This is a genomic window from Lyngbya aestuarii BL J, assembly GCF_000478195.2.
In the GTDB taxonomy this organism is placed as follows: domain Bacteria; phylum Cyanobacteriota; class Cyanobacteriia; order Cyanobacteriales; family Microcoleaceae; genus Capilliphycus; species Capilliphycus aestuarii.
Window position 1 is genome coordinate 54,057 of sequence record NZ_AUZM01000029.1, and the last position, 19,387, is coordinate 73,443.

Here is a 19,387-nt window from a genome sequence, read left to right on the forward strand (position 1 = left end):
CTTCCTCAATTTCCCGAAGCGAAAGTTTCTATGTCTAATCAAGGTTCAGTCTGGCGTTTTATCCCATTTATTAAGGCTTCAGGACATCTTCAAATGGCGATTGATGCTTGGTTACTCGAACAACACCGCCTGGGAAAACATCCCCCCACCTTGCGGTTTTATACCTGGGAACCTGTGGCAATCTCTCTCGGCTATCATCAACGCCGTTGGCCAGAATCTTGGCAAAACTTAATGTGGCGAGGACAATCTGTAGATTTGGTGCGCCGTCCTAGCGGGGGAAGGGCAGTGCTACATCAAGGGGATTTAACTTATGCGGTGGTGACTTCAGGACTCTCTGAGAGCCGTCTGGAAGCCTATCAAACGGTTTGTCAGTTTTTGATTGAGGGGTGGGGTCAACTGGGGTTTAAACTTGATTACGGTTCAGCAGGACGAGGCTACATTCACAATCCTAATTGTTTTGGAACAGCAACAGGTGCAGATTTAATTTTATCCGATGGTTCTAAGTTAATTGGTAGCGCTCAACTCCGACGGGATAAAACAATTTTACAACACGGTTCTATGCGGTTATATCCTGATATTGAACTGCATCAACAGGTGTTTGGGATGATAGCTTTGCCTTCTATTCTACAACGGTTTAATCAGAACTCCAGTGGTGAATCAGAAACTCTATGCTCTGAGGTTCAAAATCGGATAATCACTGCTTTAGTTCAAGCAGCTTGTCAATGTTTTCAAATACAGTTAAATACTGAACCTCTATCTGATCACGAATGGCAAGCGATTCAAGCCAACTCAGCCCAATTTTCTGTTTTGTAAATTTAAAAAAAGTTGCAAACCTCAATATTTTATGCTAGCCTATAGATAAATATTGCCTAAATCAAAGAGCGAGAACTCTCACAAGAAATAGGCAATAAAGGGGATATAATCAACTAATATCGTTCACTACCTCAGACTGTTCTGATCGAGGATTGCGCCTCGCCTTGGAGTGGTTAAGAGAAGGAAGCGATAAAAACTTCTCAACGAAATTAGCTTCTTATTATTTGTACCGTCTTTTCACCTGTCAATTCGCTCTCCTTCGGTGAAAAGCAATGAGTCACAACAGCAAAACCCTCATCCGGTGCTATAATCAGTTACACTTAAGTAACGTGAAAGGGAAGGATTAACGCCGTCCACTACCTCGGGCCGTTCTGATCGAGGATTGCGCCTCGCCTTGGAGTGGTTAAGAGAAGGAAGCGATAAAAACTTCTCAACGGACTAGCCTTCTATTATTTGTACCGTCTTTTCACCTGTCAATTCGCTCTCCTTCGGTGAAAAGCAATGAGTCACAACAGCAAAACCCTCATCCGGTACGCTTGTTATTCACATTTACTAATATATCAGTCAAACTTGGATAACTCCATCGATCTTTAGAGAGAAACTATTGTGATTGTTTGATCCTTCATTTGACATAGGTAGATGATCTGAAATCCTGAAATGTTTGCGTGACTATGATTGATGGAGACAAAGGCAGACCTTGATTTATTCCTCTTGGCTAGGATCGCATTATTGTTTCGATTTCAGATAAGATCAAAGAACTTAGTTTGTTCAATGACGAATCATGGCTGAAACCGGATCAGGCGGTGAAACAATTGCAGCGATCGCCACCGCGATTGTTCCTCAGCAGGGGAGCATCGGAATTGTGCGTCTATCTGGATCTCAAGCCCAAGCGATCGCTAAATTGCTGTTTAATGCCCCCGGACGTCAAGCTTGGGAAAGTCATCGCATCCTGTACGGCTATATTCGTCATCCTCAGACTCAACAGGTTGTCGATGAAGCCTTGCTGTTGCTGATGCTTGCTCCTCGTTCTTACACTCGTGAAGATGTCGTTGAGTTGCACTGTCATGGCGGAATTATCGCTGTTCAGCAGGTACTACAACTCTGTTTAGAAGCCGGAGCGAGACTGGCTCAACCCGGTGAATTTACCCTGCGGGCTTTTCTCAATGGCCGAATTGATCTGACCCAAGCTGAAAGTATTGCCGAGTTAGTCGGTTCTCAGTCTCAAGCGGCGGCTCTTGCTGCCTTAGCTGGATTACAAGGAAAACTCGCCACTCCCATCCGCCAACTCAGGGCTACCTGTTTAGATGTATTAGCGGAAATTGAAGCTCGGATCGACTTCGAGGAAGACCTACCGCCACTAAACGTTCCCGATATCATATCACAAGTAAACCAGATTTCTGCGGAATTGTCAATACTAATAGAAACAGCCGAAAAAGGTGAGCGGTTAAGAAGTGGATTGAAAGTGGCAATTGTCGGGCGTCCAAATGTGGGAAAATCAAGTTTATTAAATGCGTGGAGTCAGAGCGATCGGGCAATTGTAACAGACCTTCCGGGGACAACTCGGGATGTGGTAGAATCGCAATTAGTCGTGGGTGGAATTCCCGTACAAGTATTAGATACAGCTGGAATTCGTAACTCCGAAGATCAAGTTGAAAAAATCGGCATAGAGCGATCGCGTAGTGCCGCAAAGTTAGCAGATTTAGTGTTATTAACCATAGATGCCGAAGCAGGTTGGACAGAAAGCGATCAAGAAATTTATCAACAAGTCAAACACCGCCCTTTGATTTTAATCCTCAACAAAATTGACCGAGTATCTGTCAACGAGTTAGACTCAAAAGTTCAGGAAATCCTCGCAAAACTGAACCGAGAAAATTTATTAACAGTTCAAACCGCAGCCGCTTTAAATCAAGGAATTTCAGAACTTGAAACTACAATTTTAACCGCCATTAACGCCGGAAATCTTCAAGCCGAAAACCTAGATATTGCCATCAACCAACGTCAAGCATCTGTGATTACTCGAGCAAAAATAGCCTTAGACCAAATGAAAACCACCATTGACAATCAACTTCCTTTAGATTTTTGGACCATTGATCTGCGAGATGCCGTTCAAGCGTTAGGAGAAGTCACCGGAGAAGAAGTCACCGAATCGGTTTTAGATCGAATATTCAGTCGATTTTGTATTGGCAAGTAACCCCAGTCTTTTAGAAATCAACTTTCTATACAAAGGTACAACTCAGGAGTATGGTGAAATTAATCTAAAATAATCAGGGAAATAAAAAATGCCCAATTCAATGACCAACGTACAACCGCCCTTAGAATTTATCCCTCCTGACTTTCAATCTGGAGTTTTAAAACTCAGTCAATGGATTTTCCCGTGGTGGATTCGCTTCAAAACTCCCATCACAGAAATCCAAGCGGAAAACGTCGAACAATTAGTTGAACTCTATCAACAATTCCAACAGGAAAAAGTTCGGTTTATGTTAGCCTTTCGTCATCCCAACCCCGATGATCCCTTATCGATTTCTCAGTTATTTTGGCGAAAAATTCCTCAACAGGCAAAAAAACAAGGAATTGCTTTAAAATCTCCTGTTCATGCCCATTTCATGTATGATCGCGGTATTCCATTATGGGCGGGAAACTATGTGACTTGGTTATTTCCAAAATTGGGCGGCACCTCAATATTACGAGGAAAACTAGATCGTCAAGGATTAAGATCAGCCCGAAATTTATTTGTAAATGGTCGCTTTCCAATCGCAGCGGCACCCGAAGGCGCAACAAATGGTCTAAATCACCAAGTTAGTCCGTTAGAACCTGGCATTGCTCAACTCGGTTTTTGGTGTGTCGAAGACTTACAAAAAGCCCAACGGAGTGAGGAAGTCTTGATTGTACCATTGGGAATTCAATATCATTATATACGAGATAATTGGCAAGCACTCGCCCAAGTTCTCACTCAGATGGAGGCTGATTGTGGTTTAACGACTAATAATTCTCAACCCATTCCCAGTTCACTCTATCCCCGTCTGATTAGCTTGGGGAATTACTTGCTGGATTTGATGGAGAATTTTTATCGTCAATATTATCATCAACATATCCCCACAGATCAAACAGAAGAATTACCCATTCGATTACAACGACTGTTAGATATTGCTTTACAAGTTGCAGAAAGTTATTTTGCGATTAAACCCAAAGGAAGTTTAACTGAACGTTGTCGTCGCATTGAGCAAACCGGGTGGGATTGTATTTATCGAGAAGATATTAAAGATCTGGAAGCTTTGTCACCCGTCGAACGAGGATTAGCCCGGCGAGTGGCAGAAGAAGCCAGTCTGCGAATGTGGCATATGAGATTAGTGGAAAGTTTTGTTGCTGTGAGTGGGAAATATGTTCAGGAAAATCCCACGTTTGACCGTTTTGCAGAAATTACGATTATTGCTTGGACGATGATCACTCGACTCAAAGGCGGAAACCCCAGTCAAACTCCATATTTAGGAAAGCGACGAGTACAAATGACGGTCGGAGAACCGATTTCAATTTCTCAACGATGGTCTGATTATAAAGCAAGTCGGCGTCAAGCCGTGGAAAATTTGACTCAAACGTTACAAGCTGCATTAGAAAAGATGAGTCAACCTGAGTCGAAGCCTTAGACAATAAGCAAATATACTTATTTTTTGAAACTGAACTCCGAAGATTTTGGGGATGGATCAATTATTTTGTTCATCTCTAACTTTGGTTTGTACGGGTGTACTTAGGTGTGTGTGTAAAAAAATATACTTTTGCATCTCCGAATAATTACTGCTTTTTACGGGCTTTTATGATTGACAATTTTATATTTTCAGTATTTTCAACAAGCAATTAAAAATCATAAAAATCTTTCTAAATAGTAGTTTCACGTAATTATTTTTAAATTTTAAGCTCCTATAAACTTTGTGTAAAGATAGAGTAAAAACATCAAAAAAAACTAGACAATCACCCTTAAAATTGAGTAGTATAGATAACAAGCGAGGGAACACAAGCAACTACAGTTAAACGCAAGGTTGAGTTCCCAAAGCGAGTAAATTCAATTTTATTAAAGGAAAACAGTCTAAATGAAAAATTTATTTGCAGGCGTAATAACTTCTTCCGTTGTAGCTGCTAGTGTCTTGTCCTTATCCGCATTAGATGCCAACGCTGCAACAATGGCTCAGACATCCGATGTAACCGCAGGTGATGGTATTAACGCAACAGCCGTTGATGGAGCTAATGCAGGTAACGATACTGGAAATAGTGATTTTATTGACCGACTCAATGGAGGTTTGTTTGGTAACTATACTTGGGAATTAGCTGACAAGTCAGATGAAGCATCTTCTATCCCAGACGTTACACTCAACATGACCGGTCAAGGAGAGACTTCTGGAAGTTGGTCTATCACCGGATTAGATAATTCTTCTCCCTTCGTAATCAGCCTGAAAGCAAGCAATAGTTACAGTGCTTACTTCTTTGATGCTGGATCTGCTTTAGAGGGTATGTGGAATACAATAGGTACTTCTACTAACAAAAAAGGTAAAGCTCAAGCCATCTCTCATATCTCTGTATTCGTTGCTTCTAATCAATTCACCGATACTCCCGACTCTCAAGAAGTTCCTGAACCCGGAACTTTGTTTGGATTATTAACTCTCGGTGGAATGGTCTTTGGAAAGAAGGCGATGAGTCGCAACAGCTAATTCAACACCAACAGTTAGCCAAACAATCTTCTAAAATAACTACAAAGGTTTCAGCTATAGTGGAGAGTTGAGACCTTTTAATTTTGTGGATTTGAATTAGGCTTGACTGAATTCAAGAGAAAACTCACTCATGCGTCAATTATCTCTGCTCTTGTTGGTGATTCTCCCTGGTTTAACGGTTACTTCTGTGAGTCTTTATTATTTATTCCCAGAATGGATAGCGTTAGAAGTCAGTCATCAGAACTTTCAACGAGTTGCGGAAAATCCTGCATCCACTCTAACGGAAGTTTATATCGCTCAAGCCGCAGAAAACCGTCACCGGATTAACTGTTTTGCGGAGGGAGTGGGTGTTTTATTTGGATTGTCAATTTTAGCAATGGGTGTACATGGAATTTGTCTGATTCCTAAAGAAAAGAAAAATCCTCACCTCTGAGAGATTGAGATGAGGATAGATTTTACATTAATTTTGCTTTAATTTTTCAATTTCTCGATGAACGCTCATCCCAATTTGTAAGGCTTCATTAAGTAACTGTCCGTATTCGTTGGCTTGGTTGTTAACGTTAAAGGTCATTAAAGTGGTTAAGTTGTTTTCCAAGTGAGCGAATAATTCATAACGACGATCAATAAAGTCTTGATGTTCTCGAATTATTCGTTCAGTTTGAAAGGCACTGACTAAACTATTTCTGGTAATCTGCAAGGCTTGAATGACTTCTGCTCGGTTTACCAGTTTGTCTTCTAAGCTTTCGGTTTTACTGAACTGATCTAAAATTTCAACAGCTTTGACGGTATCGTTATATTTCTTGACTTCCTCCATTAAATACAAAACATTTCGTAGTGGTTTTAGTTTGAACCCAACTCCTAAATTAACTCCTAATGTGATCACTATAGATAAAGCAATGGCTTTGAGTAAAAACGGGAGAGTGGCTTGAACATCAGGAGTTATTGTTCTGTCAAGTAACAGTAACATCAGAGGACCAGCTAAAACCAGGCTTAGAAATAGACTGATTAACTCTGTGGAAATCAAGGAAAAGAGTTTTTTGTAATCGCCCCAAATTTTCCCTAAAATCGTCTGTCTAATCACCTCGTTTCTACACAGACTCACAGTTAAACTCTCCGGAGAGAAACCCATTAAATTATCTAGTTCATCTTCAGAAAATTTCAAAGAATTCAAGTCAGAGTTCATGCTTATTGAAAAAGTTGACTCAGGGATTCTATAACATTCATGTAAAAGTTACTGTCTTGTTCCCGAAACAGTTGAAACGGTTCACCGGGCGCACCAAAAAAAGGTCTTAACGTCCACCCGAGTTGACTTCCAACAAAAGCATACAAGATTAACCAAAACCGCAAAATATTTAAACGCAGCTTTTGACCATCTGCATCTTTTTCTGACATAAATTGCATTCCATCATAAAATAATTTTGTTCCTAAAAATCCCGTCAGTGCAAAATTCCCAACATTGAGAAGTTTAAAAAACTGATAGTCTTGGGTACTCAACATAAAAAAGAAAGTGACAGGTGCAAACCCCAAAAGTAAAACACTAATTTCAGCCATCGCTGTCATTAATAGTGTTAAATACTGTTCAAAGCTGTGTTTAGAACCAAACATCACATTTAAAAAATATAATGTGGGAAAACAGATAATTAGCGTTAAAAAGTAAAGGGCGGGAAGTTTAATCGCCGAAAAAATAGCCTGTAAAAAGCTACTTGACGAACCAATAATTAAACCATAAATTCCAAAAAAAACAGAGCTTGAGATGAATAAATTTACAAGTTTTGGCTTGAGTTTAACACCGTGACGAATATCTTCTAAAAATTGCTGTCTTTCTCGCAGCAAAGTCATGACTGTCGCAAAAGAGTTCATTGGTTCCCCTCGATTAATGTTGTAAACGGGTAAATTTACAGCAGATTTCAATTCCATGAAATCTATTGATTTCGGGTGCTGGCTTTTTGCACCCCTAAAGGTTAGAATGAATAGAGAAATACCCAGATAGGTTAAAAAGCTCTACATCTTCAGAATCGAGAATTCCTGAAACTTCCTATAAATCAGACTGCGATGTTTAATTATACTTGATTCTATATAATGATTAGCGATTCACATTTCTAGATTTTTGTCAAGTCGGCTAAAAAAAGAGGGGTAAAAATTGGTGCGTCGTTGGTTGAGATGAGGGTGTTAATTTGGGGGTGCGACGGGATAAAGTCACGGAAAAATCGGGGTTTGAGGCGTTAGAACCGAGAAAAATCCCTTATTGGTCACACCAATCCTGCATTATTTTCACAGTCTAGAATACCATAAGGGCTGAAAGAACGCAAGCTCGTTGCTTATTGAGAATTATTCTTGAGTTAATTTTTGTAAAATTGGGGGTATTGATAGAAACTTTAGAAGTTAAACCCAGCTACAGATTAGCCTAACTTATAGTATAGCCGAAAGATAAAGTCAATAAACTCCCCACCAGTATCAACCCAAGCAATAAATAAAGAACTTTGCTGGTTTTTTCCGCCTTATTCCAGATTTCACGATAACTGAGTTGATGATTTTGTATTAAAATAAAAGCAGGAGGACTGAAAATAAAAGGTAAACCTCGGCTCAACAAAAACCGGATCAAAAAGTTAATCATCCACAGTCGTTTGCGAAGAATATCTTGATTATATTGCCAGGGGAAAGCGGTTTGAGCCAGACGGGTTAAAGGTTTTAAATCGGGAGAACGCCAAGACTGATAGAGTGGCAAAGCATCGGAGATGATATCATTCGTTTGAGATAGGGCTTGATTGAGAATAGAAACATCCTCTAATGCTGAGTTAACTCCCTGTCCAATATCTGGGGGAAAACAGTGAACGGCATCGCCTAATAACACCACCCCACTTGAATAATTTTTAGCCGATACTAACCAATGCAACCCAGAACAATATTGAGGTGGGGGAAAAAATCCGCCTTCACTTTTAGCAAAACGTTCGCTTTCTTCGGGCGATACAATTTCAGGTATTGGCAACTGGGGGAAAGCGGATTCTAGGAATTTATACAACTGTTCACCGTCTTGTATTTTCCAAATTTGATCATCCGGTTGTCTGATAATATTTGCGGTTCTGGGTTCGTTGGGGTCAGCAAACGGTAAAATACCCAGAGATAAACCACCCTGAGAGTCCGTAAAGGCTGAACGAATCGCATAAGCCATTGTACAAACTGCCCGTTCAGACTTATTATTATCGAGGGGAAAGTTTGGCGGCAGGGTCAAAACTTTGTATTTCAAACCCGAACTAGCAGAGGGAAACAACTGCATTTTAAATTGATTTGTTCCCGAGTTGTCCCAGTGATCTAAAGTTTCCCGAACAACAGAGTTAATTCCATCACAACCCACTAAAAGATTGGTTTCCAATTTGAAAACGTTTTCGGTATTAATTTCTTGGGTAAGAATGGTTAGTTTAGATTCTCCCAAGTTTTCTTCAACCCTCGGGTCAATTTTTACGCATTTTGTATTGAATACAACCCGAATAGAATCCTGCCAATTTTCCTCAATTTCTTGATAAAGCAACTGCAAAAAGGCTCGGCGGGGCAACCAATAAGCCGTTTTTCGGTTGGGGTCTACTACGGGTACTTTTGAAGTTTTACAAGTTCCATCCGCTTTGATTTCTGTTAAGTAAAATTCGGTATTGGGAACCCCAATTTTTGATAATTTATCAGTAAAACCCAATAAATCCGTAAATTTTTGCCCCCGACCATCAATTAAATAGTTGAAAGATTTATCCGGTTCGTAGAAATCAGCCGAGGGACGTTTTTCTAATACGGTAATTTCAGACCAACCCCGCTTTGCCAACATTAACGCCGTCGCAAAACCCGCAGGCCCGCCACCTACAATAACGGCTTTTTGCTTTAAGTTTTGAGTTTCTGTAGACATATATCCTACCAAATTCCTCTCCTGAAAAGATGGGGTTAGAGTCAGGTTTTATCCCGTTCTAATTTTGATATTGAATCCGATAAATGCGATCGCCCGCTTCTTCAGTAAACAGTAAACTACCATCCGGCATTGTTAACAAACCAACCGGACGCCCCCAAGTGGTCGGAATAGAAGGATCAATCAAAAAACCCGTCAGAAAATCTTCGTATTCTCCCGTGGGTTGACCCTGTTGATCAAAAGGAACAAACACCAACTTATACCCTGTTCCTTGATCGCGGTTCCAACTCCCTCTAAACGCCACAAATGCACCATTTTGATACTTTTGGGGGAACGTTTCCCCATCATAAAATTGCAGTCCTAACGCCGCAGAATGAGACTGAAATAACACCTCTGGCGTTGTTGTTTTTGCGGCTAAATCGGGATTTTCTCCCTGACGACGAGGATCAATATTATTCGGCGCTAAATAAGCATAAGGCCAACCATAAAATTCCCCAAAGTTCAACCCGGCTAAATAATCAGGAACCAAATTATCACCTAGTCCATCCCGCTCATTAACGGTGGTGAAAAGCTGACCCGTAACCGGGTGAAAATCTAATCCAACCGGGTTTCGTAAACCCCAAGCAAAAGTTTGTTGATTAGAACCATCTAAATTGATCGTTTGTACTGATGCGCGAGGAAGCGGTTCTGGGCTAGCATTAGAGGCAGAACCCACAGAAACATAAAGCTGTTGTCCGTCGGGAGAAATCACCACGTTGCGCGTCCAGTGTTGATTGTAGCCTTGACCCGGTAAGTCCGCGATTTTTTCTCCAGTACCTTGGAGTTGGTCTTGACCGACGCTGTAGGGAAACTTCAGCACTTCCCCGGTATTTCCCACAAAAAAAGCATCCTGACTAAAAGCCATGCCAAAAGGTAAGTTTAACCCATTTTCAGATCCGGCAAAGGTTTTAGAAACATCTGCATCGCCGTCGCCATCTTCATCCCGCAACAGACGAATACGATTATCGGGCGTTTCTGTGACAAGTACATCCCCACTCGGAGTTAACGCCAACCATCGGGGGTTGTTTAAATTTTCTGCAAACACGTTAACCGTGAAGCCAGGGGGAACTTGTAAAACAGGATTTTCAGGAATTGGAATCACTTGCGGAGAATTACTCGCGCTTCGGGTGGCGTAGGGTGGAGGTAATTCTTCGAGATTAATTTGAATGGGGGTGGGGTTGAGAGTTTCGGTTGTTATAGGGCTGTTATCTGCTAATACAATAAACTGTTCGTTATTCAACTCTGTAGGCGAAACACCAGAGACAGTGGCTAAAACTTCGCCTGTACTTTCAACTGCAATTAATGTTGCGACAATTTCTCCAATCATGGCGCTTTCTAGCCTTAAATTATTAACCGTTAAATTATCGGTGAGTGCAATTTGATCCAAATCGATCTCAAAATCTGTAATAAAATCAGGAGTCGTAATATTAGTTTCGCTGAACACTTGATGCAAAACAAAAATATCCTCTCCCTCACCCCCAATCAAAGTATCTTGATCTAAGTCACCGCTTAACCAGTCATTTCCTTCATCTCCCCTCAAAATATCATTTTGTTTTCCACCCCAGAGAGTATCATTTCCCAAATTCCCAAATAGTTGATCCTCGCCTAAATTTCCACTGAGAAGATCATTACCCTGATCTCCGGTTAAAACATCAGAATCCTTTCCGCCAAATAAGGTATCATTGCCTTGATTACCTGCTATCGTGTCGTTATTTTGATTGCCATTAATGATTTCTGCAACATCCGACCCCAAAATCTGGTCATCACCTCTCTTACCCCGTAACCCCCCCGGAAGGTTCGAGAGTAAATCTGCCTGTATCTGAAAAATGTCGGGGTTCGAGGTGAGATCAAAGAACCCGTCGGGATTTATACCCGTCAAGATAGTAAGTGTAGTTAGAAATAAAGAACTGATATGCTGTTAAAGTTTAGCGTAAGATTTCTCATTTTGCCTGATTCTAGTTATGCTAGCCTTTCTAAAGGTTCGAGAAAAGATGTTTCTCTCTTTAGACTTGTCAATCGCGGGTCAGGGATTAAAATTGAGGGTGCTTTGGTTGGATATGGTTTACAGTTGCAACGTTTAAATCTGGGGTTCAGCCTGTTGTAGAGGAGTGTTAATCTATGGATATTGTAGAAATCTTTGCCAAAGGTGGCCCAGCGATGTGGCCTCTGGCAGTATTATCAATTCTGTCTGTTAGTACGATTATTGAACGGTTGTGGTTTTGGGGAACGACTCTGACTCGCGAACAACAAATTGTCAACCGAGTTGTAGATGCGGCGCGTCGAGGACAGTGGGGAGTTGCTTATCAAGCCACCCGTCAGGCGAGTAGCCGACCTGTTGGCCGATTTCTGTATGCACCGTTACGATTAAATAATCCCGATCCGGAGTTATTTCGACTGGCGTTAGAAGCCGCAGCCGATGATGAACTAGCTTCTATGCGACGGGGTGACAAAATTTTAGAAGCGGTAATTGCCCTCTCTCCCATGTTAGGGTTGTTGGGTACGGTTTTGGGTTTGATTAATTCTCTCGGTTCAATTCGCTTGGGTGACATTGGAACGTCTTCGGCGTCGGATGTAACTTTGGGAATTGGGGAAGCGTTAATTAGTACCGCAACAGGCTTGATTGTGGCGATTATCAGCTTAACGTTTTATCGTTTATTTCAGGCACTTTCTTTCAGTCAGATTAAGGTGTTTCGTAAGGTGGGTAATGAGTTAGAATTACTCTATCGTCAAGACTGGCCCCAGGTACAATCTCAGTTACAAGTGATTCGAGAACAAGAAGCCCAACAGGAGTTGACTGCCGAAACGGATCATGCTTTCAATCACACCAATAATTCTCAGACCCTAGATCTCGATAAATCAGAACAAGACATCGAACATTCTTTGAATCACAAAGAAACTGAAATTCAATCATCTGAACCTTCTGAATATATTGAGGAGGACGACAAACGAAACGAAAACTAAAATTAAGCCGTTTGATTGACAGTCAGACTCCGTTTTCTGCTAAAAATTTTAATAACTTTTACCCAACTTCTCTACAAACCCAGCCACTCACAACCCATGAAATTGAATTTTGATTCTTCTCCCGATGACACTCGGATAGAACTCCTTCCCTTGATTGATGTGGTTTTTTGTATTCTGACCTTTTTTATTTTGGCAGCCCTTCAACTTACCCGTCAGCAAGCCATTAATGTTGATTTACCCAAGGCGACAACGGGTGAAACTCAGATGCAAAAAATGCTGATTGTCGGAATAGACGAGCAGGGAAGAACTTACATTGATCAGCAAGCCGTTAGCGATCAACAATTAGAACGGGCGTTAAAACGATTCAAGCGTTGGAATCCAAGTGGATTAATGGTATTATATGCCCCACAAGATGCCCGATATAATGATGTCGTTCAAGTCTTAGATAAATTACGGGCGGTTGGTGGTGAACGAGTCGCCCTCGCTACATTACCCAGTTCGGCAGAAGTCCCAACAGAAGCTGATCCAGCGAATTTGCTGACTCCCGGTTCATCCGATGCGGAAAATCCTCTGATTCCCAGTTTTCCAGGAGAAGGTTCAGATACACCCCCCAACCCGTTTTTATTATCTCCTCCACCTACAGACTCACCAGGGGCTAATCCAGTCGCCCCGAGTTCGGGAGATGCAGCCCCTTTAGATAGTTTTGAATAAAGCCGTTTCTACTCTTTAATCGCTACTTTTTTTCCTGAATTACTGATTATTTTCCTCCTCTTGACGGAACGGTAAATCTTGATTAGTGTAATCAATTTCTTGCTGTTCCATTGTATTAATTTTGCCGATATAAGACTGTAAAATCTTACTCAAGCGGTTATCATAAAATCGATGTAAACTGTGATTATCCATTGCCGGAAAACCCCGACGTTTTTTATGACGTCCACCTGCGCCCGGATCAAAGCTTTGAATCCCGTTATTAATTGCCCATTCTATCGGTGAATAATAACAGGCATTAAAATGTAAACAATCGATATCTTGATAACTCCCCCAATAGCGACCATACAAGCGATCACCTTTGGTTAAACAAAACGACATTCCCACAGGTTCTCGTTCATCTTGTTCACTATATGCCCCTACAAATAATACTCGATGGCGATAGTCGTGATGGAGTTGTTCAAAAAACTTTCGGGTTAAATATTTACTACCCCACCAGCCAAACTTATCACAAGTATCGGCATAAAAATGATACATTAAACTAAATAAAGACTTGGGAATCTCATCTCCAGTTAAGGTTTTAAGCTGCAATCCCGCTTTCGCAATCGCTTTGCGTTCTCGTTTAATATTCCGGCGCTGATTAGCATTAAAAACCTTTAAATAATCATCAAAAGAATTAAAGCCTTGGTTCGTCCAGATATAACTATGATGTAACCAAGCCATAAACCCTTGCCGTTCCATTAATACTTTCCATTGGGGATCAACATAGAGAAAATTACAACCCGAGATCTTATTGTTAATACAAAACTGATCAATTTCATGCACCATAAAAGCCGTCAGTTCTTCTTCATCTTCCGTTGGTGCTATTAAAAACCGATAACCTTCAACGGGAGTAAACGGCGACATTCCTAACATTTTGGGATAATATTCCACCCCAAGCTGATAAGCCAAATCTGCCCATTGATGATCAAAGACAAATTCACCGCGACTGTGACTTTTAATATACAACGGTGCGGCCGCCACCAATTGACCATCACGCCAAACGGTGAGATGATGAGGAAGCCAACCCGCACGTCCGGTTGCACTTCCAGAAGATTCTAAATTGTGCAGCCAGTCCCACTCAAAAAAAGGCGTTTTCAAGGGGTAAGCCAAAGCATCCCATTCAGATTTGGGAATTTCGGATAGGTTGCTAATCCAAGTCGCAGAATAGGGCGAGGTAAGCTGTTTCACCATGTTTTTTAGAAATCTGTGGGGACGCATCTTTATCGATTTAATCTATAGGGTAATCTAATCCACCTGAGTTGTGCATTGAGAGCAAAAGCGCGATCGCGGTTTTTAATTAAACTCGGGCGCCCAAATTTCCTCAATCGGTAATTCCCAACCCGGAAGTAATTCCGGCACTTCTAGCACATCTCCATCCCGCAGTATAATCTTATCTACATTGAGGCGATAAACTTCTAGAGTCCGAGTTCTCGGATCGACCAGCACCCCAACCTTAGTTCCAAATTCTAGAAATTGCTGGATCTTCTGACGTAATTTTGACACTTTATCTGTTTTAGATTTCACTTCAAACATCAAATCCGGAACTAACTCTGCGTAGTCTTCTGTTGTGCGAGGTAAACGTTCAGCGAGGATCAAAGAAACATCAGGGGCGCGAATATCTTCATCTTTGTTCGGTAAACGAAAACCCGCACTCGAACCCAAAACCCTTCCTAATTTGCGGGGTCTTACCCAATTCCGCAGTTGGGCTGCAATTTCAATCCCGACTTCTTCTGATTCTAACCCCGAAGGACTCATAAATATAATTTCTCCGCTGACTAATTCCATCCGATAATCCGGATGTTCGGCTTGCAGTTTTTCTAAATCTTTGACGGTTAAATTGGACATTGTTAACAATTCCCTATTTTGCAATTAATAATAAAATCGGCAAGAGGTAAGATTGATCATTGATAATTGATCATTCCCCGTTCCCTTTTTTAAAGTGTAATGGGGGCAATGGGTTCAATATTGGGGTTATATCCGCCAATTTGATTAGTTCGCAACACCCACACGCAAGCATTGTACTTGAGAAACGTTTGAACAACCGTATCGCTGGCTTTGCGAGGAAGCAATGTTCGCCAACTGCTGAGTCCCATCGCCAAATTTCTCAAGGGTTCATCTTCTAGAGTTGTACCGAGATTATATTCCTGATTTTCCCAGTCTGAACGGGGTTGACCAAACGGTTGGAGTTGCCGTTTGAGATCGATACCCAACTCGATCAACTGGTTAAAATCTTCGGCCTGTTGGGGATGACGACTGGCCCAATTTTTTAACCAATCTTGATTTGATTCTATACCGGCTTTGATGTTTTGAATACTGGCAAATAACGCCCGGTTGGAGTCTTGAGAACAATTATTCGCCGGGCCTACATAGGTGCCTCCGGTGCCGTCTCCGATGCGATAGCGGGCGGTCATTACTTCCAACTGCGATAACATCTCCGTCAGTGGCGATCGCCGTACCCCATCAAAATTATAATCTCCGGTAAAAGCATCCAGTTTGACTAAAATATCGCAGATCGGACGAGTTCCCAACCAACCGAATTGACGATCGCCAACGTACCTCGACCAGTGTAGCGTTCCGGCAATTAATCCGTCGGTATTGTGGGTGTAAACTTGATGATAACTAATCTCAAAGCGCAATTCCGACGCGAGGGGATCACGAATAACCTCGGCCACCCCATAGGCAAAATGTCCAAAGAAAATTGGAGTGGATGCGGCAGGTTCTTTGTTTTTTCCGCCAATTCCGCCATAACTGTGAAGCAACAAAGCGCGATCTCCTTCTTGCCAATCTGCGATCGCATTTTGAATGGCAGATGAAGACTCATCTTTGTGATTTAAACAGAGTACAGAAGAAATTTGTCCTTTTTGAGCGACAATATTATCCCAAGCTTCTTTGCGAATGTAGCGATCGGCGGATTTTTCAAACCGAACTTGATTTGCTTGGAGACGCAACAGAGAACGAGGCGCGAGAGATTGTACCACAAACTGTCCGTTAGCATCTTTTGCGCCATAAATGTACCAACCTGTCTCGTTTAAAGGCGACTGTTCGATTTTATGGGTTGTAGAAGGATAACTTCCGTAGGCTGGCGCTTGTATGACTTCAGGTAAACGCACCTGTTCTGGGAAACCGTCAAACTGACGGGAAATTGGGTTAAAATGAACCACTCGGAATTGATCAGTGCCGCTAATCGGTCTGACAAACTGAATTAAGCCGTAGTAGCGTCCGGTAATTTGAATTGGAGTGTGATAAATTCGCAGCGTGACCGGATAGTTAGAGGTTGCTGTGGGTTCTTCTTCGACTGTAACTCCACCCTCAAGCATGATGATCAGATCATCCACCGGATGAGAACCGGCTAAAGATTCTAACGGATCGACAGATTGCCAATGGTTCAGGCGTACCGGATGAACTAGCCCCCCGTATTTGCTGGTATATTCAGCGTCTGCACTAAAATGAACATCCTGAGTAACTGCTTTAACCAGTTTTTGAACTTGGGGATGATCGGCCCAACGTAACTTTACCACTTGTCCGACCAGGTGTTGAGAGTCAGTATCGGCGTGATGAACTTCAAATAAAACCCCTCGAATTTGGGAACGTTCTTCCAATTTCGGTAAGATTAATCTTCCCATCCAAGTACCAATGGGTTTGTAGAGATGGGAATTAACAGTCTGATCAATGGGATAATAATCGGGGCGAGTAAATTCGGCTTGACGATAGAGTTCGTAATTGCTGGCTTGAACCGCAGTTAAATCAATTTTCGGCAGTAAATTGCCTTGTACTATCTTTTTAATGTAGTTAATGGTTTGTTCGAGAGAACTGTGACCATCGGATAACGTTAAATCTGGGTCAAGAATACCACCGGGAACTTGATGTCCGACTGGCCCCATTGAAAAAATTGAAGTTTTACCTCGTCGTTTGGCTCGGTTCCAGTAAGATAAAGGAAAGATTTTCCAGCGTCCGGGAAACATAATCGGCCCAATTTGTTCGACTCCATCTTCGTCTCCGACAAGATGATAAAGATGTTCAAGTTTGAGAATATTACAGTTTCCGCTAATAACGCCGCCTAAGGAAATGACATCAATGGGGGCGCTGATAGCCCGTTTAAGAAACGGCGCACAAGCACAGGACATTTGACCGCCACCGCTATAACCAATTAAAGTAATGGGGATGCTACTGTTAAGCCGATAGCCGTTTTTAACTAAGCCATTGTAAACAACTTGAGCAATGCCTTGATTGTAGAGAGGGCCGTAGCGTTTATCGGCTGAAACTCCCACAATTAAAACATTACGGATATTAATTAATAATCCTAAGACACTGGCAGGATTTGCTAATCGGGATTTTTCAACGAGTTTCCACAAGAAAGCTAAAGGTCGATCTTGATCTAGGGGATTATTTAACACAGAATAGGGCATGATTCCCCGAATTAAAGCCATATCATCGGGTAAAGCCGGGGCTAAAGTGTTTAAAAATTCTTCGATATCGGGTAAATATTCAAAGGTCGATTTCCCAATACCATCTAAATACACAATGTAGCGAGAAATGGTTTGAGGATCGGCAACGGGTTCGGCGAGTTCGACCGCATTAACGGTTGTATCGACTTGATCATCATACCACCCTGCCCACCAACCCAGTGTTTCTAACGGGGCAAGTAATCCGGCGACAACAAGGGCAATTACACCAATCCAAACCAGTTTAAAGGTTAGCCGAAATAAGGTCGGTAGGCTGGTGTACCACCCAAACCACCATTCTCGAATCGGTCGCAAAAAGATGATAATAATATAGGTTAAAATGGCAATTCCGAATAAACCGAGAATCGTTTTTACGGTTTTGTTGGTTTGGGTTGGCCGATTTTCTATTCGATTTGGCAGTTGAGAAAATGTTGCTGTCGAAGTCGAAGCGGGTTGAGGTTTAGTTTCTGTTACTGTTGTTTGTGAGTTGTATTCCGATGAATAAGGGGTTTGCCGAATTTCTGTAATTCGTTCTCGTAGTTGTTCTTGCCAAACCGATGAGGACTGTTGGGCGCGAGTTTGAACGAGATTATTTACATCTCGACGACGAGTCGATAAGTCTACTCCAGCTACCGTATCGCTTAACCAACGACCAAAGTTGGCTAGGGGGCGTCCGACCGTTTGTTGTAAGATCTGTAGCACAATCCACCCAAAGACAACATAACCTAAGCCTTTCTCAACCGCGATTTCGGTAACAGCACTAAACCCAACGACAAGTGCCAATAAATGCCAAACCGAGAGTAATGACAGCAGGGGAAGACCCAAATAAGGTAAAGCCCCTAAAAAGCTAAAGACTAAGGTGGCGTAGCTAATTCCCAAAACTTTAATCAGGGTAATCAGACTGACATTGACGGTTCCGGGTAACAGGGTAATTAACCAAGTGCTGAATACCAGGAATAAAAAACCCGCTACGAATAACAGGGCGTTGATCAGCAGGCTGAAAACGAACCGCAGGGGCTGAACTTTGTTGATAAATAGGATAATGCTTTGGGCGATCGCTTGGGAGAGTCCAGCGAATAGGACAATTAATATAGAGATGATTAAGCCTTGGGGAACTCTGCTGACGACTCGGAAAGCCTCGGCATTGAGGGCGAATACCCAGCCCACGAGTTGCCAAAATAGTGACAGTGTTGTTTCGTTCATGACTAACGATGATGATTTTGGATAAAAGTAACGATTCAGTCTCTGTTCTCGGATTCGGGTTCAGGCTAAAGATATCTTGATCAGGGCCAGAACGGATCATCTGTTGTTTGGACGATCACCTCAGATCCTTAGCCTAAAGACACTCTAACGCTTTTTTGGGGTTTATATTAGTTTCTCTTATAGTTTGTATTTAAAAAACTTTCGTTAAACTCCTTTACAAATCTCCAAATTAGATTAATAATAGTATCAACGGCAGGAACAAACACCTACCGACGAACCTTGAAAAACAAATAGCAATCATACATACTATGACAACTACCTTACAGCAGCGCGAAAGCGCCAGCTTATGGCAGCAGTTCTGCAACTGGGTAACATCCACCAACAACCGGATTTACATCGGTTGGTTCGGGGTTCTGATGATCCCAACCCTGTTGACAGCAACAATCTGCTACATCGTAGCCTTCGTAGCAGCACCTCCGGTGGACATCGATGGAATCCGTGAACCCGTAGCTGGTTCATTAATGTATGGAAACAACATCATCTCTGGTGCTGTTGTTCCTTCTTCCAACGCAATCGGTCTTCACTTCTACCCCATC

The 19,387-nt window shown here is 42.0% G+C and carries 14 protein-coding genes and 1 pseudogene; 8 read left to right on the forward strand and 7 right to left on the reverse strand.

Going from position 1 to position 19,387, the window contains the following annotated elements:
• Positions 1-30 precede the first annotated feature (30 nt).
• From M595_RS13925 to M595_RS13945, 5 genes are all read left to right on the forward strand, one after another.
• Complete coding sequence (locus M595_RS13925) at positions 31-813, forward strand: lipoate--protein ligase family protein (RefSeq protein WP_040484101.1); 783 nt, start codon at positions 31-33, stop codon at positions 811-813.
• Positions 814-1,594: 781 nt separating this feature from the next.
• On the forward strand, positions 1,595-3,004 hold the full coding sequence (gene mnmE, locus M595_RS13930; RefSeq protein WP_023066936.1) for a tRNA uridine-5-carboxymethylaminomethyl(34) synthesis GTPase MnmE: 1,410 nt from the start codon (positions 1,595-1,597) through the stop codon (positions 3,002-3,004).
• Positions 3,005-3,092: 88 nt separating this feature from the next.
• Complete coding sequence (locus M595_RS13935) at positions 3,093-4,454, forward strand: lysophospholipid acyltransferase family protein (RefSeq protein ID WP_023066888.1); 1,362 nt, start codon at positions 3,093-3,095, stop codon at positions 4,452-4,454.
• Between the two features lie 441 nt (positions 4,455-4,895).
• Positions 4,896-5,510: a PEP-CTERM sorting domain-containing protein gene (locus M595_RS13940; protein ID WP_023066932.1), complete on the forward strand. Its 615-nt coding sequence runs from the start codon at positions 4,896-4,898 to the stop codon at positions 5,508-5,510.
• A gap of 130 nt (positions 5,511-5,640) precedes the next feature.
• Positions 5,641-5,943: a hypothetical protein gene (locus M595_RS13945; RefSeq protein ID WP_023066941.1), complete on the forward strand. Its 303-nt coding sequence runs from the start codon at positions 5,641-5,643 to the stop codon at positions 5,941-5,943.
• 27 nt (positions 5,944-5,970) lie between these two features.
• Here M595_RS13945 and M595_RS13950 read toward each other — a convergent pair whose 3' ends face one another.
• The 4 genes from M595_RS13950 to M595_RS32895 form a co-directional block, all read right to left on the reverse strand.
• A complete protein-coding gene (locus tag M595_RS13950) occupies positions 5,971-6,477 on the reverse strand; it encodes a hypothetical protein (RefSeq protein ID WP_152983577.1) in 507 nt (168 codons plus the stop codon).
• A 218-nt stretch (positions 6,478-6,695) separates the two neighbouring features.
• Positions 6,696-7,370: a hypothetical protein gene (locus M595_RS13955; protein WP_040484107.1), complete on the reverse strand. Its 675-nt coding sequence runs from the start codon at positions 7,368-7,370 to the stop codon at positions 6,696-6,698.
• A 544-nt stretch (positions 7,371-7,914) separates the two neighbouring features.
• Positions 7,915-9,399, reverse strand: coding sequence for an FAD-dependent oxidoreductase (locus tag M595_RS13960; protein WP_023066924.1), 1,485 nt, complete (start codon positions 9,397-9,399; stop codon positions 7,915-7,917).
• A 58-nt stretch (positions 9,400-9,457) separates the two neighbouring features.
• Positions 9,458-11,314: a PQQ-dependent sugar dehydrogenase gene (locus tag M595_RS32895; RefSeq protein WP_023066883.1), complete on the reverse strand. Its 1,857-nt coding sequence runs from the start codon at positions 11,312-11,314 to the stop codon at positions 9,458-9,460.
• 239 nt (positions 11,315-11,553) lie between these two features.
• On the opposite strand from M595_RS32895, the gene M595_RS13975 reads away from it, so the two are divergent.
• Together M595_RS13975 and M595_RS13980 are read left to right on the forward strand one after the other, a co-directional pair.
• A complete protein-coding gene (locus M595_RS13975) occupies positions 11,554-12,396 on the forward strand; it encodes a MotA/TolQ/ExbB proton channel family protein (RefSeq protein WP_023066890.1) in 843 nt (280 codons plus the stop codon).
• Between the two features lie 96 nt (positions 12,397-12,492).
• Positions 12,493-13,107: an ExbD/TolR family protein gene (locus tag M595_RS13980; protein ID WP_023066927.1), complete on the forward strand. Its 615-nt coding sequence runs from the start codon at positions 12,493-12,495 to the stop codon at positions 13,105-13,107.
• Between the two features lie 39 nt (positions 13,108-13,146).
• On the opposite strand, the gene M595_RS13985 is transcribed toward M595_RS13980, so the two are convergent.
• The 3 genes from M595_RS13985 to M595_RS13995 form a co-directional block, all read right to left on the reverse strand.
• Complete coding sequence (locus M595_RS13985; RefSeq protein ID WP_023066915.1) at positions 13,147-14,337, reverse strand: GNAT family N-acetyltransferase; 1,191 nt, start codon at positions 14,335-14,337, stop codon at positions 13,147-13,149.
• A 102-nt stretch (positions 14,338-14,439) separates the two neighbouring features.
• Positions 14,440-14,991 carry a Uma2 family endonuclease gene (locus M595_RS13990; RefSeq protein ID WP_023066942.1) on the reverse strand — a complete coding sequence of 184 codons (552 nt, stop codon included), beginning with the start codon at positions 14,989-14,991 and terminating at the stop codon, positions 14,440-14,442.
• An 89-nt stretch (positions 14,992-15,080) separates the two neighbouring features.
• Complete coding sequence (locus tag M595_RS13995; protein ID WP_040484103.1) at positions 15,081-18,791, reverse strand: CAAX amino protease; 3,711 nt, start codon at positions 18,789-18,791, stop codon at positions 15,081-15,083.
• A 308-nt stretch (positions 18,792-19,099) separates the two neighbouring features.
• Here M595_RS13995 and M595_RS29290 point away from each other — a divergent pair.
• A pseudogene (locus tag M595_RS29290) lies at positions 19,100-19,387 on the forward strand (photosystem II q(b) protein); the annotation flags it as partial.

Excerpts from the sequence above, each read along its gene's own strand:
- M595_RS13925 (WP_040484101.1), top strand. The coding sequence starts at position 31 with ATGTCTAATCAAGGTTCAGTCTGGCGTTTTATCCCATTTATTAAGGCT.
- mnmE (WP_023066936.1), top strand. The coding sequence starts at position 1,595 with ATGGCTGAAACCGGATCAGGCGGTGAAACAATTGCAGCGATCGCCACC.
- M595_RS13935 (WP_023066888.1), top strand. The coding sequence starts at position 3,093 with ATGCCCAATTCAATGACCAACGTACAACCGCCCTTAGAATTTATCCCT.
- M595_RS13940 (WP_023066932.1), top strand. The coding sequence starts at position 4,896 with ATGAAAAATTTATTTGCAGGCGTAATAACTTCTTCCGTTGTAGCTGCT.
- M595_RS13945 (WP_023066941.1), top strand. The coding sequence starts at position 5,641 with ATGCGTCAATTATCTCTGCTCTTGTTGGTGATTCTCCCTGGTTTAACG.
- M595_RS13950 (WP_152983577.1), bottom strand. The coding sequence starts at position 6,477 with ATGTTACTGTTACTTGACAGAACAATAACTCCTGATGTTCAAGCCACT.
- M595_RS13955 (WP_040484107.1), bottom strand. The coding sequence starts at position 7,370 with ATGAACTCTTTTGCGACAGTCATGACTTTGCTGCGAGAAAGACAGCAA.
- M595_RS13960 (WP_023066924.1), bottom strand. The coding sequence starts at position 9,399 with ATGTCTACAGAAACTCAAAACTTAAAGCAAAAAGCCGTTATTGTAGGT.
- M595_RS13975 (WP_023066890.1), top strand. The coding sequence starts at position 11,554 with ATGGATATTGTAGAAATCTTTGCCAAAGGTGGCCCAGCGATGTGGCCT.
- M595_RS13980 (WP_023066927.1), top strand. The coding sequence starts at position 12,493 with ATGAAATTGAATTTTGATTCTTCTCCCGATGACACTCGGATAGAACTC.
- M595_RS13985 (WP_023066915.1), bottom strand. The coding sequence starts at position 14,337 with ATGGTGAAACAGCTTACCTCGCCCTATTCTGCGACTTGGATTAGCAAC.
- M595_RS13990 (WP_023066942.1), bottom strand. The coding sequence starts at position 14,991 with ATGTCCAATTTAACCGTCAAAGATTTAGAAAAACTGCAAGCCGAACAT.
- M595_RS13995 (WP_040484103.1), bottom strand. The coding sequence starts at position 18,791 with ATGAACGAAACAACACTGTCACTATTTTGGCAACTCGTGGGCTGGGTA.